The organism is Rhizobium sp. rho-13.1 (assembly GCF_007000305.1).
Lineage (GTDB): Bacteria > Pseudomonadota > Alphaproteobacteria > Rhizobiales > Rhizobiaceae > Rhizobium > Rhizobium rhododendri.
The window spans coordinates 52,866-78,115 of sequence record NZ_SCFL01000008.1 but is presented as its reverse complement, the minus strand read 5'-3'; the positions used below and the strand labels follow the sequence as shown (position 1 = coordinate 78,115).

Here is a 25,250-nt window from a genome sequence, read left to right as displayed (position 1 = left end):
GTTGCCGGAGGACATATGGCCAAGCTCAGACGTGGAACCCACATCGCCTATTCAGAAACGGCATCGCTGCGCCTGAGGGCTGCCTGGCTCTACTACAACCAGAGCCTGACGCAGAAGGACGTAGCCGAGCAGCTCGGCATCAGCCGCACCACCGTCATCCGCCTGCTCGACGAGGCGCGACGGCGCAGCGAGGTGCAGATCTGGATCAACGACGGCATCGACGATTGCGTCGAGCTGTCCATCAAGCTGGAACGTGCTTTCGGGCTGGACGAAGCGATTGTCGTGCCGACGCCCGCAGGCGGCGGCGTCGATGCCCAGGCAAAGTGCGTCGGCCTGGCGCTCGGACAGTTCCTGACCGAAGCCATCCCCGACGATTATACCATCGGTGTCGGCTGGGGCCGGACGATGACGGCATCGCTCGGCAGTTTCCGCCCACCACGCCGCGACAATTGCAAGGTGGTCTCGCTGCTCGGCGGCATCGTTGCCGTCCAGCAGACCAATCCGATCGACTATACGTGGCGACTGGCAAGCCAGCTCGGCGCCGAATGCTACATGTTTCTAGCACCGCTGCTGGTCGACTCGATCGAGACGAAGAGAAACTTGATCGAGAAATGCGGCCTCGAAGCTATCTACCGGCTGGCGGAAAACCTAGATCTGGCCATCGTCAGCTGCGGCGATATCGGCCCGCACTCCACATCGCTCTCGGAAGGCTTCATATCCAAGGCCGAACTCGATGAGCTCATCGCTGCCGGCTGCGTCTGCGACACCATGTTCAATTTCCTCGATGCCGACGGAAACTCCGTCGACCACACCATTAACAGCCGGGTGATGTCCGTCGATCTCGATACCCTGAAGAAAGCAAAGCACATCGTTCTCGCCTGCGGCGGCGCGCACCGGGCGACGGCCATCCATGCCACGATCAGGCGTATCGGCTGCAACACGCTCATCACCGACGAAAGTGCAGCGCGAGAGCTGCTCGGCCGCATGGAGCCGGTTGCCGCCTGACCTCAGGCCTTGCCGGCTTCCCAGCCGAGCATCGCACGTTTGCGCGTCAGCCCCCAATGGTAACCGGTCAGCGCCCCGCCCTTGCCCAGCGCGCGATGGCAGGGAACGACGAACGAAATCGGATTTCGGCCGATTGCCCCACCGACTGCCCGCATCGCTGTCGGCTGGCCGATATCCCGGGCGATGTCCGAGTAGGTCATTGCCTTGCCGAAGGGAATTTTCAAAAGACTTTCCCAGACGCGCACCTGAAAATCGGACCCGATCAATACGACACGCAGCGGCTGGTACGCAGACCATTGGCTCGGCTCGAAAATACGCTTGGCAAAGGGCGCCGTTGCCTGGCTGTCCTCGACATACCGGGCGTTCGGCCAGCGGCAGGTCATGTCCTCGAGACAGGCGGCCTCGCTGCCGGTATCGCTGAACGCCAGGCCGGCCAGACCTCGATCGGTGACCATGACCAGCGCCATGCCGAACGGGCTGGCATGGAAGCCGTAGCGGATGGTTAGCCCCCCGCCCTTCGCCTTCCATTCCCCCGGCGACATCGCCTCGTGGGTGACAAACAGGTCGTGCAGCCGGCTCGGGCCGGAAAGGCCGACCTCGATCGACGCCTCGAGCAAAGGCAGCGCTTCCTGCCGCAGCAGCCGCTTGGCGTGATCCAGCGTTACCGCCTGCAGGAAGGCCTTGGGCGACAACCCGGCCCACCGGGTGAATGTCTTCTGCAACTGTGTCGGCGATTGCCCCAGCCGCGCGGAGAGATCTTCCAGGGACGGCTGGTCGCGATAATCCTCGGTGATCAGCTCGATGACGCTGCGCACGACCTCGTAGTCGGATCCTTCCGGGGTAAAGTCTTTCGTAAGCAGCGGCGCCATGTTCATCATCGGTCTCCTTGCGGCCATGATGAGGGTTCGCCACCCGTCTCGCCACCCGTTTCTTGCACCGACGCTAAATTCGACGTTTCACGGTCGCAAGTGCTGCCCGGAAGGCCTTGGCAAAGCTTTCGCGATCCTCTGGGTTAAGAAACGACCCGACATCCGCCCGCCGCCCCTCGCCCGACACATGCATGGAGCGGATACCGACGCCGGGCTCCCGCCGAACCAGGAAGCGTAGCCAGAACGGGTTGAAACGATGCTCGACGGAGCGACCGGAGGCCAGCACCTTGCGGATGGAGACATCGGTGCGGGACACCTTGACCTCTTCGCGGACACCGCCCGACCGATAGTTCAGCCAGAAGGCGCCATAGAGAAGCAGGAAATCCGCACCGAGGAAAAAACCGATCGGCCACGCGCCGCTGGCAACGAACAGGCCGCCATAAAAGAGGCTGAGAAAGCCGGCCATGGCGAGCATGACCTTGAAGCCCTTTCGGCCGAGCGAGCGATGCGGAAAAAGCTCCGCAGAAAAAACCAGCTTTTCTTCCGGCGCCCCGCCGTTGCCATCCGTCATAATCCGCGATTATAGGTCTTTGATGGCAAATCCCAAGATCAAATCCGGCCTTCCGGCCCCGAAAAAGGCCCTTGCGACAGCACGCCGCAAGCCCTCGTTCCGCAGCGTCTATCCGAAGACGGAAATCGACGAGATCTTCCGTCGCTTCTCGATCCAGCGGCCTGAGCCAAAGGGCGAACTGGAGCACGTCAATCCCTTCACCCTGCTCGTTGCCGTGGCACTGTCAGCGCAGGCGACTGATGTCGGTGTCAACAAGGCGACACACGCCCTGTTCGCCATCGCCGATACCCCCCAGAAGATGCTCGACCTCGGCGAGGATCGAATCCGCGACTATATCCGCACGATCGGCCTCTATCGCAACAAGGCGAAAAACGTCGTCGCCCTGTCTGCAAAGCTGATCAGCGATTTCGGCGGCGAGGTGCCCCAGACCCGCGAAGAGCTGGTGACACTGCCGGGCGTCGGCCGCAAGACCGCAAATGTCGTGCTATCCATGGCCTTCGGCCATTCCACCATGGCCGTCGACACGCACATCTTTCGTATCGGCAACCGCATCCGGCTCGCACCCGGCAAGACGCCGGACGAAGTCGAGCAGCGGCTGATGAAGGTTATTCCAGACCACTATCTCTACCACGCCCACCACTGGCTTATCCTGCACGGTCGCTACGTCTGCAAGGCCAGGCGGCCGGAATGCGAACATTGCATCATTGCTGACCTCTGTCGCTCGCCGGAAAAAAGCTGCGACATCCCGGCGCCGCTTGTACCCCTACCGCCGCAATTCGTCGGAGAATGAGGGGTCGCGGAGGGTCAGCCGCTTGTGCAGATGAACCATCATGGCGCCAGCAAACAGCGGCGTCAGCAGGTTGACGAACGGAATGGTCAGAAACGCTGCAATCACCAGCCCGGCCAGGAAAACCGTGGACGCATTCTTCTTTCGAAAATTCCGGGCCTGCTGCGGCGAGCGAAAGCGGCTGGCGGCGAATTCGAAAAATTCGCGGCCGAGTAAGTAGCCGTTAACCAGGAAGAAGGCGACGAGATTGACCCCCGGCACGATCAGCAGAATAAGCGCTATGCCGTTGCCGACGATGAGCACGCCGAGGAACTTGATCGAACTGACCATGGCAGGGCCGAAGGGCATCGCTTTGCCGGGGGCATCGAGCGGATAGTCCTGGCGCTCGACGACCTCGGCGACGTCATCCAGGAACAGCCCGGCGACCAGCCCCGCCACCGGCGCCAGCAGGAAGGCCGCGCCAAGGCCCACGACTGCCGCCAGCGCCACGGCCAGCCAGTCGACCCAGGCAGGCAGTCCTGAGAAAAAGTAGTGCAGTAAAGACACCCCGTAGGTGGCGACAAGCGCCTGCAAAGCTAGCCAGAAGCAGATCAGGACGGCGATGGAGAGGCCGAGTACTTTCCAGACCACCCGGCGCATGTCCGGTGCCAGCAGATTGGCAACCGCCAGGCGTGCAGATTCTATGATCATGGATGACATTCTCGCGTAAAAGGCTTTTGATCTATGTAAGGGAGGCTAGGCACTCCGACAAGAACTCGGTGTGTACAAGCAACGCCAACATTGTAATAAAGGCTGCACTAATATAAAATGAATGATATTACACGAGACAAACCTTACTTTTGACGAACCTGAAAATTAGGCATTGACGCGCGCAGATTGTTTTGTTTGGACAGTGATGGCGCAATAACATTGCGAGGCAGAATGGACGACCTCAGCCAGAAGCTAAAACAATATATCAAATCCGGCACGCCCGCCGAGAGACGGATTGCGCGGTACTTTTCAGACCATATGAGCGAACTGCCATACGAGACTGCATCGTCCGTTGCCGACAGGCTGGAATTGAGCCCGATGACCGTTGGCCGCTTTCTGCGGGCGCTGGGCTACCAGGGGCTGGATGGCTTCAAGGTTCACCTGCGCGAAACGGTTCCGCCGACCGCGCTGCAGAAGAACCCGACGACCGTGGAGCAGCTCCACCAGGACGCCGCCGCAGGCCTGCCGTTGGCAGCATTGATGGCAGAGCAACTGGACATGCTGCACCATGTCTACAATCTCTCGTCCCAGCCGCAATGGGCAGACGCGGTCTCTTCCATCCTCGGTGCAAGCGACGTCTTTGTCGCGTGCCATCTGACATGCCCGATCGGCCAGTATTTTTGCGATCGACTGAGCTTTGCCCGCGACAACGTACGGATGGCCGGCAACGGCAATGCCACCTATATGGAGCTTCTGGCACCATCCACGACGAATTCGTTGCTCATCATTATCGACTCGCACCGCTTCGCGAAGTCTCGACTGCTAGCCCGCTCGGCACGTCGCTCGGGCCTGAAAGTTCTGCTGGTCACCAGCCAGTACACTGACTGGGCCCATGAATTTTCCAACACCACGCTGTCCGTCCCGCCGCCCCGTGTCGGGCCACGCGATAATCTGACCGCGATGTCCGCACTACTGGAGTTCCTCGCAACCGCTGTAATCCACGCCGCCGGCCAGGACGCCGAAGTCCGCGCACGGCGACTGGCAGAACTCGAGAACATGTTTGCCGAAGCACCGATGCGGTAAATCCGAGAGGCGGGTGGAGCGGTTACAGCGAGGGCGCGTATCGCTTTGGCGCTAGAAGTGCATAAAAACAAAGAGATAGAACATTTTTGCATCACCATGAGATGCTGAAATGTTCTAATCCATCATTTCGAGTTCAGCCCTATGGCGGATCATCGCCAGGAACCGTCTGTACTCCCGGTCATAGCCGGCCTTTCTGCTGGCGTCGGGCACCCGCTCGTTGCCGCCCGGATACATCGCCGCCCCGGCCGTTGCCAGCGTCTCGTGCATCCCACAGGCGACCGAGGCCGCAATTGCAGTGCCAAGCAGCACGGCTTCGTTCATCTTCGGCATGATCACCGTGCAGCCGGTGACGTCGGCATAGAGTTCCATCAGCACCGCGTTCTTCACATGCCCGCCTGCGACATGCAGTGTGTCCGGAACGTGCCCGTGTTCCCGCATCTTGTCGAGGATATGGCGAATGCCAAGGGCAATGCCGAGGCTTGTCCGCCAGTAGAGCCGGCATAATCCGTCAAACGAAGTATCGAGCGTCAGGCCGCTGATGACGCCAACCGCATGCGGATCGGCAAGCGGCGAACGGTTGCCGTGGAAATCAGGCAGAACGTGAATACGGGCACCGAAATCGGCACCCTCAATATCACGCAACTCCAAGATCCTCGCGACGATCTGGGCATGCAGGGCAGCGGTCGGCGCGCCACCGGCAGCGTGCATCCGGACGATATGGTCCAGAAGCCCGCCGGTTGCCGACTGGCCTGCTTCGACCAGCCACCAGTCAGGATAGACAACATCGAAATATGGGCCCCACATGCCTGTGCTGCCCGGCATTTCGCGGGAAAAGGCAACGACGCAGCTCGACGTTCCCGCGATCAGCGCGAGTTGTCGCTCTAGTTCCTCCGGCTTGCCGACATGCGCGGCAAGCGCGCCCAATGCGCCCGCATAGGCATCGATGACCCCGGCGGATACACGGCAACTGCTGTCGAGCCCGAGGGCTTGCGCCGCCTCCACGCCCAACATGCCCATGCTCGAGCCGACCGGCGCCGTCTCCTCCGGCAGGTGTCCACGCTCGAGGAGGTCGGAGAGACCGATCTGGTCGAGAAAATCGTGCTGCCAGCCGGGGCTGCGATGCGCCAGGTAATTCCATTTCGCCGTCAACGTGCAACGCGAGCGAGCCAGCGATCCGGTCGCCTTATAGGTCATGAAATCCGCCAGATCGAAGAAGTAGCCGCTTCGTGCCCAGCTCTCCGGCAGGTTCTTCTTCAGCCACATCAGCTTCGGCATCTGCATTTCCGGCGACATTACATGGCCGGAATGGGCAATGACCCGGTGCTGCGTGGCGGTGCAGAGGTCCGCTTCCGCCAGCGCGCGGTGGTCGAGCCAGACGATGGTGTCGAAACGCGCCTCGCCCCCGGTCGATACCGTCAGCGGCTGGCCATCGCGGTCGCGCACCACCAGCGAGCAAGTGGCATCGAAGCCGATGCCGGCAATCGCGTCTGCCGCCACGCCGGAAGCGGAGCGTGCAGCCCGGACGGCAGCACAGACTGCCGACCAGATATCCTCCGAGCTATGTTCCGCATGATTTTCCTGCGGCCGGTTCATGAGGATCGGATGCTCGCCCTTGCCCAGCATCCGCCCATGCGAATCGAACACGCCGGCGCGCGCGCTGCTCGTGCCGATATCGACCGCAATCACATGATCACGCATTAAGTCCCGGTCCTGTCCGTCCTGTGTTTTTGGACAAGGTGTATCAAATCCGGCATGGCGTCAAACACCACTTCGGGTGCCAACCGCTCCAGTTCCGCCCGGTAATGGGCCGAGGTGGCATGCGCTCCGCCGGTGAAGGCAAAGACCGTCATTCCGGCGGCCCGTGCAGCGACGATGCCCGCAGGACTATCCTCGACGACGATGCAGTTTTCCGGTGGGACGCCCATCTGCTTCGCCGCATAGAGAAACAGGTCCGGCGCCGGCTTTCCGCGCTTGACCATGCTGGCGCTGAAAATATGCGGCTCGAGCCGATCGAGGAGGCCTGTCAGGCCGAGCGACAGCTTGATCCGCTCCAGCTGGCTGGACGATGCCACGCAGCGCCTGATGTCGAGCCTGTCGAGAGTTTCGCCAATACCGGTAATCGGCTGCAACTCGCTGCGAAACCGGGCGTAAAGGTCCTCACGGATACGATCGAGAAAAGCCTGGTCGGCCTGAACGTTAAATTCCGTATCCAACGTGTCGATCAGGGTTGCAAGGCTTTTGCCGAGAAAGCGCTGGTAGGCACCTTCAGCATCGATTTCGATCCCGCTGTCCCGCATCGCCTGGACGACGACGGCGATGGAGAGCGGTTCGCTGTCGACGAGAACGCCATCGCAGTCGAAGATGACAAGCCCGTTTTCCGCGTCAATCATTGCCGGTCCACCTTCATCCAAAGGGATGCCGGCGCCTCTCGGGACGCCGGCCGATGTTTAATCAGCCAGATTGTTGTCGAGGTAAAGCTGCAGCGTTTCGCGCGTACCCTTTTCCCACAGCGTCTTAAGTGCGTGCGCAAAACGCTTGCGGAAAAGCTCGGACTTGGCGACCTCGCCGAAAATGTCGTCGAAAACGAGGAAAGCCGCCGGATCTGTCTTCGCCTTCAGTGCCGCTGCGTGCAGTCGATCCGAACTGGCATCGTTGAAGACGATTTCCTTGCCGCTGTCCGTCGTGCCGGCGAAATAACGGCACCACAGCGCGGAGACCAGCGACAGGCCGACAATATCCCTGCCCTGCGCCAGATTATCGAGCGTCGATGGCAGGATGAATTTCGGCTGGCGATTGGAGCCGTCCTGCGCCAGGCGCGGAATGGTATCGGCAATCTTCGGGTTCAGCAGCCGGTGCTCGATCAGCGCGAAATAGTCCTTCAGGTCGGTGTTTGGCACAGGCGGGATGATCGGGATGATTTCCTCGTTCTCGAGCTTAGCGAGAAAAGCCCGGATCAGTGGATCTTCCATCGAATCATGGACGAAATGGATGTCCATCAGCGCCGCCGGATAGGCGATCGCTGCGTGGCCGCCATTGAGGATGCGGATCTTCATGTGCTCGTAGGGCGTGACATCGGGCACGAAGGTGACGCCGACCTTTTCGAGCGCCGGGCGGCCAGCCGTGAACTTGTCCTCGAGTACCCACTGCTTGAATTCTTCGCAATAGACTGGCCAGTTGTCCTCGATGCTGAAAACATCCTTCAGCAGGTCGATCTCGCGCTGCCCGGTCGCCGGCGTGATGCGGTCGACCATGGCATTCGGGAAGGCAACGTTGGCCTTGATCCAGTCGGCAAGGTCAGGGTCCGAAAGCCGCGCAGTGCCAACGACGGCGTTGGTCGCCACCACGCCATTGTGCGGAATGTTGTCGCAGGACATGACGGTGAACGGGACGAGGCCCTTGTCCTTGCGCGCCTTCAGCCCGGCAACGATCAGGCCGAAGACCGTCTTCGGTTCGCCAGGATTCTGGCCGTCGGCGATGATGGCCGGGTGGGCCGGATTGAACTTGCCCGAGGCATCGATGAAATAGCCGCCCTCGGTAATGGTCATGGACACGATACGGATGGCCGGGTCGGCGAGCTTTGCAATGATCGCCGCGGAATCGCCGACTGGCAGGATGTCGATCATCGGACCTGTGACGCGCGCCGACGTCGAGTTGTTGTCCTGCTCGACAACGGTCGTCAGAAAATCCTGCGCCGCAAGCTTTTCACGCATGCTGGCGTCGGACGGCAACATGCCCGCACCGACGATTGCCCAGTCATGATCATGGCCCGCAGTGAACAGGTCGTCCAGATAAACCGCCTGATGGGCACGGTGGAAATTGCCGACGCCGAAATGGACGATACCGGCCGACAGCTGAGACCGGTCATAGGCCGGGATGGCGGCCGTTTCCGAAATGGCTTTCAGGGTTGCCAGCGAGAGTTTGGTCATGATCGAAAGTCCTTCCGAAAGGTCCTGATGGTCCGTATTATCGTTGCGCCCGTCGGCCACTGCGCTTCCCCGGCTCACTCGCCGGGACGTGCGTCATCGCTCGTCGCGGGTGCGGCGTGGCCAGCCTAGGAGGCGATGGCCAGGCCCTTGTCGTCGAACTTGTGGATGCGGGTGCGGTCCGGGGTCATGTAGACGATCTCGCCTGCCTTGACCGGGAATTCACCGGTACCACGCGCCGTGATGTGGCCGATACCTTCGACATCGACGTGCAGGAACGTATCGGAGCCGAGATGCTCGGCAACCGTGACCTTGCCCTGCCAAACGCCGCTTTCGGTCGACAACACGATATGCTCGGGCCGAACGCCAACCGTCGGCGCGCCGAACGGCTCTGCATAGACGCCGGTGACAAAATTCATCCTCGGCGAACCGATGAAGCCGGCGACGAAGAGATTTGCCGGGTTCTTGTAAAGCTCCATCGGCGAGCCGACCTGCTCGATGTTGCCGCGGTTGAGGACGACGATTTTGTCTGCCATGGTCATGGCTTCGACCTGGTCGTGGGTCACGTAGACCATTGTGGTCTTCAGCTGCTGGTGCAACTCGCTGATCTCGAGACGCATGTTGACGCGCAGCGATGCATCGAGGTTTGAAAGCGGCTCGTCGAACAGGAAGGCCGATGGCTGGCGCACGATGGCACGGCCGATGGCGACGCGCTGGCGCTGGCCGCCAGACAGCATGCGCGGCTTGCGGTCCAGATAATCGGTGAGGTTCAGCACGCGGGCGGCTTCGCTCACCTTGCGGTCGATCTCGTCCTTCGACATGCCGGCCATCTTCAGCGGGAAGGCGATGTTGCTGCGCACGCTCATATGCGGATAGAGCGCATAGGACTGGAACACCATGGCAAGCCCGCGCTCGGATGGTCCGAGGCTCGTGCCGTCCTTGCCGTCGATGATGATCTTGCCGCCGGACACATCTTCCAGCCCGGCGATCAGCCGCAACAGCGTCGATTTTCCGCAACCGGACGGCCCGACGAAAACGACGAACTCGCCGTCCTTGATTTCAAGGTCGATGGAAGGGATGACCTTGGCTTCGCCAAAGACCTTCGAAACCTTCTGAAGGGTAATGCTGCCCATGTCTCTCTCCCAGATATCTTATTTGACCGCGCCAAAAGTCAGGCCGCGAACGAGTTGCTTTTGGCTGAACCAGCCGAGGATCAGGATCGGCGCAATCGCCATGGTCGAGGCGGCCGAAAGTTTTGCATAGAACAGACCTTCGGGGCTCGAGTAGGAGGCGATGAAGGCCGTCAGCGGCGCCGCCTTGGAAGCAGTGAGATTGAGCGTCCAGAACGCCTCGTTCCAGGCGAGGATGACGTTCAGCAGCAATGTCGAGGCGATGCCCGGTATTGCCATCGGCGTCAGCACGTAGATGATTTCCTTCATCAGCGAGGCACCGTCCATGCGGGCTGCTTCCAGGATCTCACCCGGAATTTCCTTGAAGTAAGTATAGAGCATCCAGACGATGATCGGCAGGTTGATGAGTGTCAGCACGCCGACGAGACCGATGCGGCTGTCCAGCAGGCCGGTGGCCTGGAAGAGCAGATAGATCGGAATGAGGGCGCCGACCGGCGGCATCATCTTGGTCGAGAGCATCCACATCAGGATGTCCTTGGTCCGCTTCGTCGGCGAAAACGCCATTGCCCAGGCGGCCGGAACCGCGATGATCAGCCCGATGATGGTCGATCCGACGGCAATGATGACCGAGTTCGAGAAGTGCAGGAAATAGTCCGAGCGAGACTGCACCTCGACATAGTTCTCGGTCGTCCAGTGGAAGAACAGGAACAGCGGCGGCGAGGCGACGGCATCGCCTTCCGACTTGAAGCTGGTGAGGAAGGTCCAGAGGATCGGGAAGAAGATCAGCAGGCCGAGCGCCCAGGCGACGACCGAGACGATGACCTTGTGGCGGGTGGAAACGCTGCGAGCCATCTCAAGCCTCCAGATTCTTGCCGACGATGCGGACGAGGAAGATAGCGACGATGTTGGCCAGCACGACGGCGACGATACCGCCCGCCGATGCACCACCGATGTCGAACTGCAGCAGCGCCTGCGAATAGACCAGATAGGTCAGGTTCGTGCTGTCCGTGCCCGGGCCGCCATTGGTGGTAACCAGGATTTCGGCAAACACCGACAGCATGAAGATGGTCTCGATGAGAATGACCACCGTGATGGCGCGCGCCATGTGCGGCAGGATGATGTAGATGAATTTCGACACCACGCCGGCACCGTCCATCTCGGCTGCTTCCTTCTGCTCTTCGTCGAGCGACTGGAGAGCTGTCAGCATGATGAGCGTCGCAAACGGCAGCCACTGCCAGGCGACGATGACGATCACCGAGGCCAGGGGGGCGTTGGCCAGAAAGTCGTAAGGCTGGAGCCCGACAGCCTTTGCCGCATAGGCAAAAAGGCCGTTCACCGGGTTCATGAACATGTTCTTCCAGATCAGCGCCGCCACCGTCGGCATGACGAAGAACGGTGCGATCACCAGGATACGGACGATCCCCTGGCCGAACATCGGCTGGTCCAGCAGCAGCGCGAAGGCAATGCCGCCGACAATGGTGATGAGTAGCGCACCGCCAACCAGCAGCAGCGTATTCATCAGCGCCTGCAGGAAGGCCGGATCGGTGAGGAAGTACTCGTAATTGCTAAAGCCGATGAATGGATGGTCGCCCGGCATCAGCAGATTATAGTTCAGCGTCGAGAAATAGATCGTCATTGCCAGCGGCACGATCATCCACGCGAACAGCAGGATCACGGAGGGCGCCATCATCAGGCGGGCAGCGGAACGGGTCTGTAAGGTCGCCATGGGAAGGACCAATCTTGTCTTGAAGCGGGGAGAGTGGCCGCAACAGCGGAATTTTTAAAAGGCCGCCAAGTGACGCTTGGGGCGATCGCCGGCGAACAGGAGGGAGGCGCGCAAGGCGCCCCCACTCCCTAGCCCAGCCGATATCTTACTTGGGATAACCGGCCTTCTTCATTTCGCGGGTCGTCAGTGCCTGCGCACTCTTGAGAGCCTGGTCGACAGTGACCTGGCCGGCAAGCGCTGCAGAGAACTGCTGGCCAACGGCAGTGCCGATACCCTGGAATTCAGGAATAGCGACGAACTGAACGCCGACATAAGGAACCGGCTTGACAGTCGGCTTCGTCGGATCGGCGGAGTTGATGCTGTCCAGCGTCATCTTCGCGAAAGGAGCAGCCTTCTGGTAATCGGCATTCGCATAGAGCGAAGCGCGGGTACCGGGAGGTGCGTTCAGCCAGCCGTCTTTCTGAGCAACAAGGTTGGTGTATTCCTTGCTGGTTGCCCAGGCGACGAACTTCTCGGCAGCTTCGATCTTCTTGGAACCGGCCGGGATGGCGAGATTCCAGGCCCAGAGCCAGTTGCCGCGCTTGCCGAGACCGTTGTCAGGAGCAAGTGCGAAACCGACCTTGTCGGCAACCTTGGACTGCTTCGGATCGGAAACGAAGGAAGCAGCAACCGTGGCGTCGATCCACATACCGCATTTGCCGGTCTGGAACAGGGCGAGGTTTTCGTTGAAGCCATTCGAAGAAGCACCTGGAGGTCCGTCTTCCTTCAGCATCTTCACGTAGAAGTCGAGGGTCTTCTTCCACTCAGGCTGATCGAACTGTGCAGTCCACTTTTCGTCGAACCAGCGTGCGCCGAAGGAGTTGGACATGGCTGTCAGGAAAGCCATGTTCTCGCCCCAGCCGGCCTTGCCGCGAAGGCAAATGCCGTAGACTTCGTCTTTCTTGTCGGTGATCTTCTTGGCTGCGTCTGCGATGAAGTCCCAGGTCGGGGCATCAGGCATCTTCAGGCCGGCCTTGTCGAAAAGGTCCTTGCGATACATGACCATCGAGCTTTCGCCATAGAATGGCGCAGCATAGAGCTTTCCATCCGTGGTCAGGCCGCTGCGGATGGCCGGAAGAAGGTCATTCACATCATAGCTGGCGCCGAGATTGTCGAGCGGCTGCAGCCAGCCTTGCTTGGCCCAGATCGGAACTTCATAGGTACCGATCGTCAGAACGTCGTACTGACCGCCTTTGGTGGCAATGTCGGTCGTGACCTTCTGGCGGAGGATGTTTTCTTCGAGCGTCACCCACTGCAGGTCGATGCCCGGGTTCTTGGTCTTGAAATCATCGGTAAGTTTCTGCATGCGGACCATGTCGCCGTTGTTGACGGTAGCAATGGTTAGCGTCTCTGCAGACGCCATTCCGGCAAGCATCATCACTGAGCAGGCGCTCAGGAGTAGAGTCTTCAATTTCATAATCTTCCTCCCAGAAGAGAAAATATGAGCATTCGCTTAGCTCGAGGGCAATTACTCATAACATGCGACAAGTTGTCAATGCTTAATCGTTGCTGCGACGCCGAACGAAAAAATAAGTCGTTGAAGAAAATGGGTTAAATTTGCCTCAGTCGTCGATCAAGAATGCGGCAGTCGCCTCATCCGTAATCAGGCCGTTGATCAGCCGGCCTGTCAGCGCCGCTCTGATAGCCTCAAGTTTGCGTTGCCCCTTGGCAATTCCGATCACGGTCGATGTTTCGCGGCTGGGTATCGGCGCGCTGGCGACACGCTCGTTGACGGCGTTTTCGAGCAATTTGCCCTCCCCGTCGAAGATCCAGCCGCAGATCTCCCCGGTCGCGCCTTTGGCGACAAGCCCGACCATTTCGTCCCGGCCGAGAAAGCCGTCGACGCAGAGTGGCGCGTCGACGCCCATCTCGCCGATCCCGACAAAGGTCACATCGGCAACGGCGCTGATATCGAGCGTCGAGCGCACCAGCGCCTGCGCGTGCAACAACTCACGCTCAGAAGCAGCCGATACGAGAACCGGCAACGGCATGGGATAGTGACGGGCCTTGATCGCGTCCGCCATGCTGAAGATGACGTTGTAATAGGCAGCGGAGCCGTCCGGACCGATGTTGCCGGTGAGCGAAACGATCCGATGCTGCGTGCAATCGATGGAGGGCAACTGGTCGACGGCAGCCTTCAGCGTGCGCCCGGTGCCGATGGCAAGCACGATGGGCTCCGGTCGCTTGAGCCAGCGTTCGATCTCGGCGGCGGCGGCCTCCGCGATGCCGACAGTCGTCGACGTCGATCCGGGATCGCTCGGCACCACCTCGACATGGGAGAGGCTGAATTTCCGGCGCAGATCCTCGGCCAGCTGCAGGCAGGCGGCGATTGGATGGTCGAGGCGGACCTTGATCAGCCTTTCGGCAACCGCGAGCGACACAAGCCTCTGTGCCGATTGCCGCGAAATCCCCATGGCCCCGGCGATCTCGTCCTGGGTCCGGCCGGCGACATAGTACAACCACCCGGCTCTTGCCGCGTCATCGAGCCTGCCCTGGGTTTCCGACTTCCTGGCCATCCTGTCCCTTCTGTGGCGCTGGCCGCAACATCCCCGACATCGGGTCGAACATCGCTGCAGCCAGAGGCACGATTGTGACGACGCGAACCTTACGCTGCGTCGGGCGGAATGACGCCCTTGGTCAGGGTGAAGCAGCCGTAAAACCGGCGCTCGCCTGTCTGGATGACGCAATAGGCGCTCTTCGCACGCTCATAGAACGCGAAACGCTCGACCGGCACAAGCGGCCAGTGCTTGCCTTCGGCGCGATCGATCTCTGCCTGCATCTCGACCTGAACGGCCGGCAGTTCATCCGGGGAGCCGACCACTTCCATGCGGGTGGCTGCGTCGTCGATGAACGTATCGAGCGGCATCAGCGACAGGATGGCGGCAGCAGCCTGTGGAGAGGTGACGTTATCAATCCGCAGCAGATGGCCAAGGCTCGTTTCGAGCGCCACCGACTCAGCCGGGAAGTTGGTATCGACGATGACAAGCATGTCGCCATGGCCCATGGAGGCCAGCGCGTGCAACACGTCGGCATTGAGAGCAGGTGAAATTCCCTTGAGCATGATAAAGCCTCCTCCAGGCACTTCTTTCAGAATTCGCATTGGTGGCGGGAGACCCCGCACTTTGCGCAGCAGACAAGTAAACGCGACGCCGCAGTCTGTCCAGAGACGCCGTGGATGCGCGTCCGCAAGCGAAGCGCCGACGCCAGCTTGATACACGGCTTATTTAAGCCCCGATTGACCGCATAGCTCCCGCCATATTAGGACAGACATCCCCGAGCGTTGCGAGGCAATTGTGAGAATTCTCCTGGTCGAAGACGACGATACCCTCGGCAGCGCTGTACGCGACCACATTGCCGCGAGCGTCCATGCCGTCGACTGGGTGAGAAACCTCGGAGATGCCGAAAGCGCGGCGAACTCGGTTCACTACGGCCTCATACTTCTCGATCTGCAATTGCCGGATGGCACTGGTATCGATTTTCTGAAGACACTCCGCAAGAATGCCAAGGAGACACCGGTCATCATCCTGACGGCACGTGACCAGATTTCAGACCGGATAGAGGGTCTGAACAGCGGCGCCGACGACTATCTGGTCAAGCCCTTCAATCTGGGCGAACTCTCCGCGCGCATCATGGCGGTTGCCCGGCGTTACTCAGGCAGTCCGCAGCCGATGCTCAAGATCGGCGACCTCGAAGTTGACCAGACGCAGCGCCGCCTTATCGTATCGGGCAAGGACGTCGTGCTGACCGGCCGCGAATGGGCGGTTCTCGACCTGCTGGTCGCCCGCCCCGGCGCCATGGTCTCCAAGGACCAGGTCGAGGAGGCGCTCTATGCCTTCGGCTCCGAAATCGAGAGCAACACTGTCGAGGTCTATGTCAGCCGGCTGCGCAAGAAGATCGGCCGGGACCGCATCCGCACGGCGCGCGGCGTCGGCTACTCGCTCGGAGAACGATAATGCCGGAGACACTCGGCCGCCTCAGCCGCATCAGCATCACCCGTCGGCTGATCACCACGCTCACAGGGCTCGTCGTGCTCTTCTGGCTGATCGCGGTGGGCCTGGGCGCCTATGTGATGAACCGGGAATTTGCCGAAATCTTCGACGGAACGCTGCAGGAAACAGCGGAAAGACTGATGCCGCTCGTGCTCGACGACCTCGCCCAGCGCGACGGCGCCACCGATCCCCAGGCTTTGCAGGCCGTGCAGCAGGGCCTGAACAAGGAATATCTCACCTATCAGGTCATCGATTCCAGTGGCAAGGTCATCATCCACTCACAGGAAGCGCCGGCCACGCCCTATGACGTACCCCTGAAGGTCGGTTTTCACGACACGCCGAAGCACAAGATCTACACAGAATCGGCGCTCAACGGCACCTTGTTCCTGCATGTAGCCGATGCCTTCCGAAACCGTCGCGAGGCCCTGCGCGAAGGCACCGTGGCGCTGCTCTGGCCGCTGCTGCTGCTGATACCGACGAGCATACTGCTGATCCAGTTCATCGTCAGCCGCTCGCTGGCGCCCATCGACCGCCTGCGCGACGAGATTGGCACCAAGGACAGCGGCAATATGGCGGCAGTCGAAGGCGATACACTCCCCCGCGAACTGCGGCCGATTGCCCGTTCCGTCAACCTGCTGCTCGGAAGGCTGCGGTCGGCACTGGAAGCCGAGCGGGAATTTACCGCGAACAGCGCCCACGAGCTGCGCACGCCGATAGCCGGTGCGCTGGCGCAGACACAACGATTGATCGCCGAACTGCCCGAGGGTCCCTTGACCGTCAGGGCCGGACGCATCGAGACGGCGCTCGCCAATCTCGGACGCCTTGCAGAAAAGCTGCTGCAGCTGGCGCGTGCCGAAGCCGGGATCGGCGCATCCGACAAGCCGCTGGATCTGACGCGCATCGTTGACGCTGTCGTCGGCGACTACGACCGGGACAGTCACACCGCCGGTCGCGTCACGCGAGACTATGCAGCCGGGGTGACCCTCGCGCGCTGCGTCGACATCGACGCCTTTGCCATCGTCGTCCGCAACCTGATCGAAAACGCACTCGTCCACGGACCGCACGATGGGGTCGTCACCATCTCTGTCACCGGAGATGCCGTCAGCGTCGTCAACGGCGGCAATGTCGTCGCGGCCGAGGAGCTCGCCGGCCTCAAGCGCCGGTTCCGTCGCGGGGAAACGAGCGCCGCCGGCTCAGGCCTCGGCCTCGCGATTGCCGACAAGATCGTCACACAGATGGGCGGCCGACTGGACCTGCTGTCGCCGGCCTCGGGTCAGCCAGATGGCTTCGAGGCCCGCATCGTCCTGACACCGCCGGCCGGAAGCTGATCTCTTGCAATGGCTGGAAAAGGATGCGAGCAACGTCGTCTCAGTGCCATAGCGAGTGACGGATGATCGTTTCTTTTGACATCGGCGGGTCCGCCATCAAGGGCGGTTTTGCCCGCTCCCAATCCGACATTACGACGCTGCCGCGCCGGGTTACGCCCGGCCATGATTTCGAGGCCTTCGTCACGGTGCTCCGCGAGATTATTGCCGAGGCCCCGGAAAAGCCTGATGGCATCGCCGTCTCCATCGCCGGCGTCGTCGATCCGGACACGCAGACGCTGACCTGCGCCAACATTCCCTGCCTCCACGGTCGCAAACTTGGTAGCGATCTGGAGACGGCACTCGGCTATCCCGTGCTGATCGCCAACGATGCCGATTGCTTTGCCATGGCAGAGGCCTTTTCCGGCGCGGGTCGCGGTCACCGCATCGTCTTCGGCGCCATCCTCGGCACCGGGGTCGGCGGTGGACTGGTTGCCGACGGGCGGCTGGTTAATGCATCCGGCGGCTTTGCCGGCGAATGGGGCCACGGACCGATCGTCGCGGCCTTTGCCGGCACACCGCCTGTGGCCATTCCCGCCTACCCTTGCGGCTGCGGCCAAACCGGATGCGTCGACACTATCGGTGGCGCGCGGGGCATGGAACGCCTGCACGCGCTGCTCCACGGCACCAGTCTTTCCAGCGAGGAAATCATCGGCTTTTGGCTCGGCGGCGACGATAAGGCGAGTGCAACGCTCGACGTCTACATCGATCTCGTCGCGCCGCCCCTGGCCCTGACAGTCAACATTACAGGCGCCACCATCGTGCCCGTGGCAGGCGGTTTGTCGAATGTCGAGCCGCTGCTGGAGCGCCTGGATATAGCCGTGCGCCAGCGTATCCTGCGGAAATTCGACCGCCCCCTCGTCGTCCGCAGCCAGTGCCGCATCGAGCCCGGCCTGATCGGCGCCGCCATTCTCGGGCTGCGCGATGTCGAGGAGCGCCGCCATGTTGCTTGAGGTCTGCATCGAGGACAGCGCCGGCCTTGCCGCCGCCATCGACGGCGGCGCGGATCGCATCGAACTGTGCAGCGCGCTTGCCATCGGCGGCCTGACGCCGAGCGCCGGCCTGATGCGCGAAGCCGGCCAGCGTCAACTGCCTTGTTATGCCATGATACGACCACGTCCCGGCAACTTCGTCTGGTCCGCGGAGGACATGGAGGTGATGTACGGCGATATCGACATCGCACGCAGCGCTGGATTGGCCGGCGTGGTACTAGGTGCCTCCCTGCCCGATGGCCGGCTGGATCGCGAAAGCCTCGACAAACTCGTCCGCCACGCCGAAGGTCTCGGCCTGACGCTGCATCGTGCCTTCGACCTCGTGCCCGACTGGCGCGACGCCGTCGAAATCGCAATCGATCTCGGTTTCGAGCGGATTTTGACCTCGGGCGGAAAAGTGGCGGCTCCGGATGGGGTCGAGGCGTTGGAAACGCTGGTAGCACTTGCATCCGGCCGGATATCCATCATGCCTGGCTCCGGCATCAATCCGCAAACCGTGAGCACCTTGATCCCGAGATTGAAGATCACCGACATCCACGCCTCCTGTTCTTCCAGCGCAGCATCCAGCGACCCGCGGCTTGTCTCCCTCGGCTTTGCGCCTGCGCTCGAGCGACGTACGGACGGCGCGGTGGTTCGCGCCCTGAAGGCGCTAGTCGCCTAAGACGGGCTGCGTTGCCGACATGGCAAGCCCGATTGCCACTGGGCGACAAAGAGGGCATGAATGCATCTGTTGCGTAAAAGCGTCCCTTCCGGAAAGTCGGGAACTGCGGCTGCGCGAAAACGATGCTTTCACGGCTTGAGTCTCGACAGTGATTTCGCAGAGAGCATGAAATGACGGTTTCACCCCCGCGACGGAAAAGCCGCATCGTTTTCTGGCTGGCCGCGATCCTCATCCTGACGGGCATCGTCGCCACCGCGCTGCTTGCCAACGACCGGCGGAACTTGCGGTTTCTGGCTGACCGCTACCATATCGGCTGGCTCGGATATGAAACCGTCATGCCGCCGAAGAAGCTACCGCAAGCCAAACAAGGCCCGCGGCCGTTTGCGCCACCGCCAAGCCCGCCTGCAGTGGTAAAACCGGTCGCGACGCGGCTTTTTACCAACCTGAATTCCGCGCCCAGCTTTTTCCTACGCCGCTGGAAAATCGCCGGCGAGAAGGCCTGCAACGCAATCTCACGAGCCGGCTTCCCCGTCAGCCCTTGGCATCAGGGCGTCATCGACAATTCGACATTCGAATGCAGCTACCAGACGCCGGTGTCGGAGACAGCAGAAGAAGAACAACCTTCGCTCTTCGTCATCGTCCGCGGCACGCCGAAAGGCGAGGTCAGCAGTATCCGGGTCAAGGCGATCCTGCCCGAGACTGCCGCCGGGCGGGAGCTGCAGGCAAAATTCCAGGGCTTGGTCCACGCCATCGTCCAGGCTGTCGGCTGGGGCGACCTCAGCGATGCCACGGACCGCATTGGAAGGCTCGAGAACGTCACACAGTCGAGCTTCGGCGCAAGGATTGTATTCTCGCATGAGTTCGCCGATCCGCGCCGTTTCAACCTCATCCTCGACATCGACAGACCCACCGGCGACCGCATCCTCGCGGCCAATTTTTTCGACACGTCCAAGTGGTTGCCGCTGCCCGAAATTATCGCGCGCAAGTGATCCGAATTGGTACAGCAGCGGAGTGCAAACAAGGACAACGCAATTGCTGCGTTGCAACATACTGCCATTGCACTAAGATGGCCTCGTTCTACATGTTCGTTTCACCGTTCATTCCGTAGGGGATTTCGATGAGGTAGCAGGCGTGAAGCCAGCCGGTAAAGCTCTGGCATCATTCATGAAACTGATGACATATCAGTTTATCTGTTTCTTGAGCGATTACGCAGGAGCCGGAAATCTGGCCACGTCAGCAACTTCAAATCGACCAACAGAACGCGTTTGCGTTGTCTGAAAAAGAGGAAAATCGATGCGTATCACGATGATCGGGTCTGGTTATGTGGGTTTGGTGTCAGGCGTCTGCTTTGCGGATTTCGGCCATGACATCATCTGCGTCGACAAGGACGAGAAGAAGATTGCAGCCTTGCGGGCCGGCGAGATCCCGATCTTCGAGCCGGGGCTCGAAAGTCTCGTGGCGGAAAATGTCCGCTCCGGCCGCCTGTCGTTTTCGACGGAAGTGGCAGAAAGCGTCGCCGCCAGCGATGTCGTCTTCATCGCCGTCGGCACCCCGTCGCGCCGTGGCGATGGCCATGCCGACCTGTCCTATGTCTATGCTGCTGCCCGCGAGATCGCCACCCACGTCAAGGGCTTCACCGTCATCGTCACCAAGTCGACTGTCCCTGTCGGCACCGGCGATGAAGTCGAGCGGATCATGCGCGACACCAACCCGGACGCTGACATCGCCGTCGTGTCCAACCCCGAATTCCTGCGCGAAGGCGCCGCCATCGAGGACTTCAAGCGTCCGGACCGCATCGTCATCGGCCTCGACGACGATCGTGCCCGCGCCGTGATGACCGAAGTCTACCGGCCGCTCTACCTCAACCAGGCGCCGCTGCTGTTTACCTCGCGCCGCACGTCCGAACTGATCAAGTACGCCGCCAACGCTTTCCTCGCCATGAAGATCACCTTCATCAACGAGATGGCCGATCTCTGCGAAAAAGTCGGCGCCAATGTCCAGGAAGTCTCCCGCGGCATCGGTCTCGATGGCCGCATCGGCGCCAAATTCCTGCATGCAGGCCCAGGCTATGGCGGCTCCTGCTTTCCGAAGGACACGCTGGCTCTGGCAAAGACCGCACAGGACCATGACAGCCCGGTGCGGCTGATCGAAACGACCATCTCGATCAACGACAACCGCAAGCGGGCCATGGGTCGCAAGGTGATCGCGGCTGTTGGTGGCGACGTTCGCGGCAAGAGCGTCGCAGTTCTCGGCCTGACCTTCAAGCCCAACACCGACGACATGCGCGACAGCCCTGCGATCTCGATCATCCAGACCTTGCAGGATGCCGGCGCCAAGGTGGTCGGTTACGATCCGGAGGGCATGGACAACGCACGCGGTCTGATCGAGGGCATGACGTTCGCAGCCGATGCGTACACCGCCGCCGAGGGCGCAGACGCTCTCGTCATCGTCACCGAATGGAACCAGTTCCGCGCGCTCGATTTTGCCCGCCTGAAGCGGGTCATGGCCGCACCTGTGCTCGTCGACCTCAGAAATATCTACCGCCGCGACGAGATCACAAAGCACGGCTTCGAATATTCGAGCATCGGACGGCCGAACCAGACCAACGATCAGCACTGAACGTTGTCAGCAATCAAAAAAAGGGGCATAGCTTGGCGCTATGCCCCCTATTTTATGCGTTACCCAAGCAGCATTGGAAACAACGCCAGCAGGTCTACTGCTTATCTCACACTCACATAAGGTTTGGATTCGCGTATGTGGTGGCGATAGTAGGAGCCCGGAGAATCGGCCGAGATCAGATTGCGGTAAATCTGTTCCGGCACGTTGCTGTAGGGCTCAACTTTGCCATTGTGAAACTCGATTTCCATGCGCGACGATTTCAGATCGTACGCAACAGCCGTAATGAGGCGCGATTTTATTTGAATGCGTTCCATTCCAAAATTCCCTTAGTTGCAAGAAATCAAAAACCAGAGCATGGGCACTGCTTCTACATCCCGGTCAGACGAACTTAGTATCTTTTACCGCTTATATTAAGTATTTAATAATAATAGCAATTCACAAATAATCAACGATGTTTACAGTTGCACTTCGCGGATAACGATTAACAACCTTGAGATGCGAAATGTCTCCGACTATCGAGATGAGTGCTCAGGCTACAGGAAGCAGATCCTGCAATCAGCCTCTCCAACTCGCTTATGAAGAGCCCGACAGACCGTATTTCTCGCTATGCTGGGGCAATTTTACGGCAAACGAAGTGCTCGCCAAGAGTTGATCGGTCGCGCCCCTGCGTTGCAGCGTTTTTCTTGCGCCGCGTGCGCGCGGTGGTGATATTCACCCTTCCTCCTTGTGCATCATCGCCGACGCCGAAAATGCGGAGCCAAGCCGCGACGGAAAGCCTGAATCAACAGCATGACACAGACTGAAAACGCCCCCTCGGACCCAGGGTTCGCCACCGAGCGCGATCCGCGACTGCGCTTCATCATCCCGGCCGTCGTTGCCGTCGCCTTCCTGATGGAACAGCTGGATTCGACGATCATCGTCACAGCTATTCCCGCCATGTCCCACAGTCTTGCCGTGACGCCACTCGCCATGAACCTCGCGGTCACGGCCTATATCCTGACGCTTGCGATGTTCATTCCGGTCAGCGGCTGGTTTGCCGATCGATTCGGTGCACGCCGCATCTTTGCGCTGTCGCTGCTGATCTTCACTATCGGCTCGGTGCTCTGCGGGCTGGCAGTCAATTTCCCGATGCTGATCGCGACGCGCGCCCTGCAGGGCTTCGGCGGGGCGATGATGACGCCGGTCGGCCGGCTCATCCTCATTCGCAGCTTTCCGCGCAGCCAGCTCGTGACTGCCATGACCTACATGACCTTGCCAGCTATCCTCGGGCCTTTGGTTGGCCCCATCCTCGGCGGCGTCCTGACGACCTATCTCTCCTGGCGATGGATATTCTACGTCAACGTGCCCTTCGGTATCATCGGCATCGTCATGGCGCTGCGCTACGTCGAGGATACCCACGCCGACACCTCCAAACGGTTCGACGTTCCGGGCTTTCTGATGGTCGGCTCCGGACTGGTGCTGCTGCAATACGGCATCGAGAATATCGGTCGGCCGGCCATTCCCGTCCCGGCCATCATTGCCGTCCTTGTCGCCGCCTTGCTGCTGCTCGTCTTTTTCGTCCGATATGCGCGCGCCGTGGCTGCGCCGGCTGTCGACCTGACGCTGTTTCGCCTGCGCTCTTTTCGCGTCGGTACGCTTGCCGGAGGCATCTGTCGTGTCGGATTGAACGGCGTGCCCTTTCTGCTGCCGCTGATGCTGCAGATCGGCTTTGGCGTCAGCCCCATCGTCTCGGGCTCGCTGACCTTCGCCAGCGCCTTCAGCGCACTCGTGGTCCGGCCGATCTCGCAACGGCTGCTGCGGGCATTCGGCTTCGATCGGGTGCTGACCTGGAGCGCCGTCGCAGGCTCGCTGACAGTCGCAGGCTTTTCACTGATGACGCTTCAGACACCCTATTGGCTGATTATCGTCTGGGTGTTTGTCTTCGGCCTGACACGGGCCGCACAGTTCATGACGTCGAACACGCTCTCCTACTCGGACACGCCAGCAGCGCAGCTCAGCAGCGCCACAAGCCTCGGGGGCGTGCTGCAGCAGCTGAGCGTCAGCTTCGGCGTATCGATCGCCTCCATGCTGCTCGGTCTCGTCACAGCGGGCAGTGGCGCCCTGACGCTCGGCAGCTTTCATATCGTCTTTCTGGTCATGGCTATCATTCCGCTGCTTGGCCTGCCCGGCTTCCTGCAGCTGAAACCAGAAGACGGCCAGCAGGTCAGCGGCCATGTGCGAAGAATAGCCCCGGACTAAGCGGAGTTACACGGTATTCAGGCTGCCACGGCAACCTTGCGGGGACTGACCAGGTGATCCTTTAGCACGATACCCGCCCTGTCGATCTCCTGCAGCACGACATCGTAGCTCCAGAGATCCGCCAGATGCTGCAGCACCTTCCGGGTGTCGCCCTCCTCCAGCAGACTGCCGTTCATCACCGTGTGCCGCAGGATCAGCCGACGGTCGCCGGGCAGGTCGACATCGACGACCTCGATATGTGGATCGATCCAGCCGATGTCGTATTGCCGAGAGAGTTCTCGCCGGACGCGCCGATAGCCGCGCTCGTCGTGGATTGCCGCCACCCGCATCCCTTCCTCCTCAGCCGGATCGTCGGTCAGGTGGAACAGCCGCAGCTTGCGCATAAGGTTGGGGCTGAGAAACTGGGCAATGAAGCTCTCGTCGCGATAGTTGGCCCAGAGATCGCGGAGCACCGCCAGGGCATCTCCGGTTCCGGCAATCTCCGGGAACCATTCGCGATCCTCCTGCTCCGGCTTGGTGACGATACGTTCGATGTCCTGCATCATCGCAAAGCCGATGGCATAGGGATTGAGGCCGGAATAACGCTGGTCATCGAACTGCGGCTGGAACACCACATTGGTGTGGGATTTCAGAAACTCGAGAAAATCACCGTCGCCGATACCGCCGCGCTCGTGCAGACGTGTCATGATCTCATAGTGCACATAGGTCGCCGTGCCCTCGTTCATCACCTTCGTCTGACCCTGCGGGTAGAAATACTGGGCCACGTGGCGGACGATTCGGAGGATTTCCCGTTGCCACGGCTGCAGGCGGGGCGCTGTCTTTTCGAGGAAATAGAGGATATTTTCCTGCGGCAGCCCGGTGATTGCCTGCCGGCGCTCGAGGCTGAGATCCGGTGCGCTCTTGCCGGCCTTGGTCGGCACGGTTCGCCAGAGATCGTTGAAGATGCTTTCGTCATGCGCTCGCCGCTCCTGCAGCCGGACCTCCTCCATCCGCAGATCGAGCTTCTTCTTGCCGGCATAGCGGTGCACGCCGTGCGACATCAGTGCATGGGCGGAATCGAGCGTCCGCTCCACGGCCGCATGCCCGTAGCGTTCCTCGCAATTGGCAATATAGCCCTTGGCGAAATTCAGGTAATCGAGGATGCCATCGGCGTCTGTCCACAGCTTGAAAAGGTAGTTGTTCTTGAAGAAATGGTTGTGGCCGAAGGCGGCATGCGCAATCACCAGCGCCTGCATCGTCGCGGTGTTCTCCTCCATCAGGTATGAGATGCAAGGGGAGCTGTTGATGACGATCTCGTAGGCTAGCCCACGCAGGCCCTTGCGATAAAATGCCTCGTGATGGGCGAAATGCTTGCCAAACGACCAGTGCTTGTAGAAGAGCGGCATGCCGATCGAGGAATAGACATCGAGCATCTGCTCGGCAGTGATGATCTCGATCTGGTTAGGATAGACATCCAGCCCAAGCTCGTTGACGGCGATGTCCTGGCAGGCATCGTGGATGCGCTGCAACGCGGCGAAATCCCAGTCGGCACCGTCGTAGAGACGCTTCATTGCCTTTGCCATTA

At 60.7% G+C, this 25,250-nt stretch carries 24 protein-coding genes; 10 read left to right on the top strand and 14 right to left on the bottom strand.

Features of this window, described 5'->3' with window-relative positions:
• Positions 1-15 precede the first annotated feature (15 nt).
• Complete coding sequence (locus EQW76_RS18805; protein WP_142830390.1) at positions 16-1,005, top strand: sugar-binding transcriptional regulator; 990 nt, start codon at positions 16-18, stop codon at positions 1,003-1,005.
• A gap of 2 nt (positions 1,006-1,007) precedes the next feature.
• On the opposite strand, the gene EQW76_RS18800 is transcribed toward EQW76_RS18805, so the two are convergent.
• Both EQW76_RS18800 and EQW76_RS18795 read right to left on the bottom strand, forming a co-directional pair.
• On the bottom strand, positions 1,008-1,880 hold the full coding sequence (locus EQW76_RS18800) for a bifunctional helix-turn-helix domain-containing protein/methylated-DNA--[protein]-cysteine S-methyltransferase (RefSeq protein ID WP_143123058.1): 873 nt from the start codon (positions 1,878-1,880) through the stop codon (positions 1,008-1,010).
• Between the two features lie 67 nt (positions 1,881-1,947).
• Positions 1,948-2,445 carry a DUF2244 domain-containing protein gene (locus EQW76_RS18795; RefSeq protein WP_142830387.1) on the bottom strand — a complete coding sequence of 166 codons (498 nt, stop codon included), beginning with the start codon at positions 2,443-2,445 and terminating at the stop codon, positions 1,948-1,950.
• 22 nt (positions 2,446-2,467) lie between these two features.
• On the opposite strand from EQW76_RS18795, the gene nth reads away from it, so the two are divergent.
• Positions 2,468-3,235: an endonuclease III gene (gene nth / locus EQW76_RS18790; RefSeq protein ID WP_142830385.1), complete on the top strand. Its 768-nt coding sequence runs from the start codon at positions 2,468-2,470 to the stop codon at positions 3,233-3,235.
• Here the strand turns inward: nth and EQW76_RS18785 are convergent.
• Complete coding sequence (locus EQW76_RS18785; RefSeq protein ID WP_142830383.1) at positions 3,209-3,922, bottom strand: sulfate transporter family protein; 714 nt, start codon at positions 3,920-3,922, stop codon at positions 3,209-3,211. The genes nth and EQW76_RS18785 overlap by 27 nt on opposite strands.
• A gap of 231 nt (positions 3,923-4,153) precedes the next feature.
• On the opposite strand from EQW76_RS18785, the gene EQW76_RS18780 reads away from it, so the two are divergent.
• Entirely contained in the window at positions 4,154-5,005 is an 852-nt protein-coding gene (locus EQW76_RS18780) for a MurR/RpiR family transcriptional regulator (protein WP_142830381.1), read from the top strand.
• Positions 5,006-5,119: 114 nt separating this feature from the next.
• On the opposite strand, the gene EQW76_RS18775 is transcribed toward EQW76_RS18780, so the two are convergent.
• From EQW76_RS18775 to EQW76_RS18735, 9 genes are all read right to left on the bottom strand, one after another.
• On the bottom strand, positions 5,120-6,703 hold the full coding sequence (locus EQW76_RS18775) for an FGGY-family carbohydrate kinase (RefSeq protein WP_142830379.1): 1,584 nt from the start codon (positions 6,701-6,703) through the stop codon (positions 5,120-5,122).
• Positions 6,703-7,395, bottom strand: a complete 693-nt coding sequence (locus EQW76_RS18770) for an HAD family hydrolase (RefSeq protein ID WP_142830377.1) — start codon at positions 7,393-7,395, stop codon at positions 6,703-6,705. The genes EQW76_RS18775 and EQW76_RS18770 overlap by 1 nt, the downstream gene beginning before the upstream one ends.
• 57 nt (positions 7,396-7,452) lie before the next feature.
• Entirely contained in the window at positions 7,453-8,934 is a 1,482-nt protein-coding gene (locus EQW76_RS18765; protein ID WP_142830557.1) for a mannitol dehydrogenase family protein, read from the bottom strand.
• A 122-nt stretch (positions 8,935-9,056) separates the two neighbouring features.
• On the bottom strand, positions 9,057-10,061 hold the full coding sequence (locus EQW76_RS18760) for an ABC transporter ATP-binding protein (protein ID WP_142830375.1): 1,005 nt from the start codon (positions 10,059-10,061) through the stop codon (positions 9,057-9,059).
• Between the two features lie 18 nt (positions 10,062-10,079).
• The gene (locus EQW76_RS18755) at positions 10,080-10,910 is read right to left on the bottom strand and encodes a carbohydrate ABC transporter permease (protein ID WP_142830374.1); all 831 of its coding nucleotides are present in this window, start codon (positions 10,908-10,910) and stop codon (positions 10,080-10,082) included.
• Between the two features lies 1 nt (position 10,911).
• A complete protein-coding gene (locus EQW76_RS18750; RefSeq protein WP_142830372.1) occupies positions 10,912-11,784 on the bottom strand; it encodes a sugar ABC transporter permease in 873 nt (290 codons plus the stop codon).
• Between the two features lie 145 nt (positions 11,785-11,929).
• Positions 11,930-13,240: a sugar ABC transporter substrate-binding protein gene (locus EQW76_RS18745; protein WP_142830370.1), complete on the bottom strand. Its 1,311-nt coding sequence runs from the start codon at positions 13,238-13,240 to the stop codon at positions 11,930-11,932.
• A gap of 145 nt (positions 13,241-13,385) precedes the next feature.
• Entirely contained in the window at positions 13,386-14,339 is a 954-nt protein-coding gene (locus EQW76_RS18740) for a sugar-binding transcriptional regulator (RefSeq protein ID WP_142830368.1), read from the bottom strand.
• Between the two features lie 89 nt (positions 14,340-14,428).
• The gene (locus tag EQW76_RS18735; protein ID WP_142830366.1) at positions 14,429-14,884 is read right to left on the bottom strand and encodes an RbsD/FucU family protein; all 456 of its coding nucleotides are present in this window, start codon (positions 14,882-14,884) and stop codon (positions 14,429-14,431) included.
• Positions 14,885-15,116: 232 nt separating this feature from the next.
• Between EQW76_RS18735 and EQW76_RS18730 the strand changes: the two genes are divergently transcribed.
• From EQW76_RS18730 to EQW76_RS18705, 6 genes are all read left to right on the top strand, one after another.
• Positions 15,117-15,776 (top strand): response regulator, encoded by a 660-nt coding sequence (locus EQW76_RS18730; protein ID WP_142830364.1) that lies wholly within the window; start codon positions 15,117-15,119, stop codon positions 15,774-15,776.
• Positions 15,776-17,140, top strand: coding sequence for an ATP-binding protein (locus EQW76_RS18725; protein ID WP_142830362.1), 1,365 nt, complete (start codon positions 15,776-15,778; stop codon positions 17,138-17,140). Before EQW76_RS18730 ends, EQW76_RS18725 begins: the two co-directional genes overlap by 1 nt.
• 62 nt (positions 17,141-17,202) lie before the next feature.
• Positions 17,203-18,129 carry an ROK family protein gene (locus EQW76_RS18720; protein ID WP_142830360.1) on the top strand — a complete coding sequence of 309 codons (927 nt, stop codon included), beginning with the start codon at positions 17,203-17,205 and terminating at the stop codon, positions 18,127-18,129.
• Positions 18,101-18,829, top strand: coding sequence for a copper homeostasis protein CutC (locus tag EQW76_RS18715; protein WP_142830358.1), 729 nt, complete (start codon positions 18,101-18,103; stop codon positions 18,827-18,829). The genes EQW76_RS18720 and EQW76_RS18715 overlap by 29 nt, the downstream gene beginning before the upstream one ends.
• Before the next feature lie 170 nt (positions 18,830-18,999).
• Positions 19,000-19,818: a DUF6030 family protein gene (locus EQW76_RS18710; protein ID WP_142830356.1), complete on the top strand. Its 819-nt coding sequence runs from the start codon at positions 19,000-19,002 to the stop codon at positions 19,816-19,818.
• 304 nt (positions 19,819-20,122) lie between these two features.
• Positions 20,123-21,448, top strand: a complete 1,326-nt coding sequence (locus tag EQW76_RS18705) for a UDP-glucose/GDP-mannose dehydrogenase family protein (RefSeq protein ID WP_111218918.1) — start codon at positions 20,123-20,125, stop codon at positions 21,446-21,448.
• Positions 21,449-21,549: 101 nt separating this feature from the next.
• Here the strand turns inward: EQW76_RS18705 and EQW76_RS18700 are convergent, their stop codons facing one another.
• Positions 21,550-21,762 (bottom strand): KTSC domain-containing protein, encoded by a 213-nt coding sequence (locus EQW76_RS18700; protein ID WP_111218920.1) that lies wholly within the window; start codon positions 21,760-21,762, stop codon positions 21,550-21,552.
• A gap of 475 nt (positions 21,763-22,237) precedes the next feature.
• Here EQW76_RS18700 and EQW76_RS18695 point away from each other — a divergent pair, with 475 nt between their 5' ends.
• A complete protein-coding gene (locus EQW76_RS18695; RefSeq protein ID WP_143123057.1) occupies positions 22,238-23,686 on the top strand; it encodes a DHA2 family efflux MFS transporter permease subunit in 1,449 nt (482 codons plus the stop codon).
• Between the two features lie 17 nt (positions 23,687-23,703).
• Here the strand turns inward: EQW76_RS18695 and EQW76_RS18690 are convergent, their stop codons facing one another.
• Positions 23,704-25,248, bottom strand: a complete 1,545-nt coding sequence (locus tag EQW76_RS18690) for a SpoVR family protein (protein WP_143123056.1) — start codon at positions 25,246-25,248, stop codon at positions 23,704-23,706.
• Positions 25,249-25,250: the final 2 nt, after the last annotated feature.

Bases quoted from the DNA above. Each gene is read 5' to 3' on its own strand.
- EQW76_RS18805 (WP_142830390.1), top strand. From the start codon at position 16: ATGGCCAAGCTCAGACGTGGAACCCACATCGCCTATTCAGAAACGGCA.
- EQW76_RS18800 (WP_143123058.1), bottom strand. From the start codon at position 1,880: ATGAACATGGCGCCGCTGCTTACGAAAGACTTTACCCCGGAAGGATCC.
- EQW76_RS18795 (WP_142830387.1), bottom strand. From the start codon at position 2,445: ATGACGGATGGCAACGGCGGGGCGCCGGAAGAAAAGCTGGTTTTTTCT.
- nth (WP_142830385.1), top strand. From the start codon at position 2,468: ATGGCAAATCCCAAGATCAAATCCGGCCTTCCGGCCCCGAAAAAGGCC.
- EQW76_RS18785 (WP_142830383.1), bottom strand. From the start codon at position 3,922: ATGATCATAGAATCTGCACGCCTGGCGGTTGCCAATCTGCTGGCACCG.
- EQW76_RS18780 (WP_142830381.1), top strand. From the start codon at position 4,154: ATGGACGACCTCAGCCAGAAGCTAAAACAATATATCAAATCCGGCACG.
- EQW76_RS18775 (WP_142830379.1), bottom strand. From the start codon at position 6,703: ATGCGTGATCATGTGATTGCGGTCGATATCGGCACGAGCAGCGCGCGC.
- EQW76_RS18770 (WP_142830377.1), bottom strand. From the start codon at position 7,395: ATGATTGACGCGGAAAACGGGCTTGTCATCTTCGACTGCGATGGCGTT.
- EQW76_RS18760 (WP_142830375.1), bottom strand. From the start codon at position 10,061: ATGGGCAGCATTACCCTTCAGAAGGTTTCGAAGGTCTTTGGCGAAGCC.
- EQW76_RS18755 (WP_142830374.1), bottom strand. From the start codon at position 10,910: ATGGCTCGCAGCGTTTCCACCCGCCACAAGGTCATCGTCTCGGTCGTC.
- EQW76_RS18750 (WP_142830372.1), bottom strand. From the start codon at position 11,784: ATGGCGACCTTACAGACCCGTTCCGCTGCCCGCCTGATGATGGCGCCC.
- EQW76_RS18745 (WP_142830370.1), bottom strand. From the start codon at position 13,240: ATGAAATTGAAGACTCTACTCCTGAGCGCCTGCTCAGTGATGATGCTT.
- EQW76_RS18740 (WP_142830368.1), bottom strand. From the start codon at position 14,339: ATGGCCAGGAAGTCGGAAACCCAGGGCAGGCTCGATGACGCGGCAAGA.
- EQW76_RS18735 (WP_142830366.1), bottom strand. From the start codon at position 14,884: ATGCTCAAGGGAATTTCACCTGCTCTCAATGCCGACGTGTTGCACGCG.
- EQW76_RS18725 (WP_142830362.1), top strand. From the start codon at position 15,776: ATGCCGGAGACACTCGGCCGCCTCAGCCGCATCAGCATCACCCGTCGG.
- EQW76_RS18720 (WP_142830360.1), top strand. From the start codon at position 17,203: ATGATCGTTTCTTTTGACATCGGCGGGTCCGCCATCAAGGGCGGTTTT.
- EQW76_RS18715 (WP_142830358.1), top strand. From the start codon at position 18,101: ATGTCGAGGAGCGCCGCCATGTTGCTTGAGGTCTGCATCGAGGACAGC.
- EQW76_RS18710 (WP_142830356.1), top strand. From the start codon at position 19,000: ATGACGGTTTCACCCCCGCGACGGAAAAGCCGCATCGTTTTCTGGCTG.
- EQW76_RS18705 (WP_111218918.1), top strand. From the start codon at position 20,123: ATGCGTATCACGATGATCGGGTCTGGTTATGTGGGTTTGGTGTCAGGC.
- EQW76_RS18700 (WP_111218920.1), bottom strand. From the start codon at position 21,762: ATGGAACGCATTCAAATAAAATCGCGCCTCATTACGGCTGTTGCGTAC.
- EQW76_RS18695 (WP_143123057.1), top strand. From the start codon at position 22,238: ATGACACAGACTGAAAACGCCCCCTCGGACCCAGGGTTCGCCACCGAG.
- EQW76_RS18690 (WP_143123056.1), bottom strand. From the start codon at position 25,248: ATGGCAAAGGCAATGAAGCGTCTCTACGACGGTGCCGACTGGGATTTC.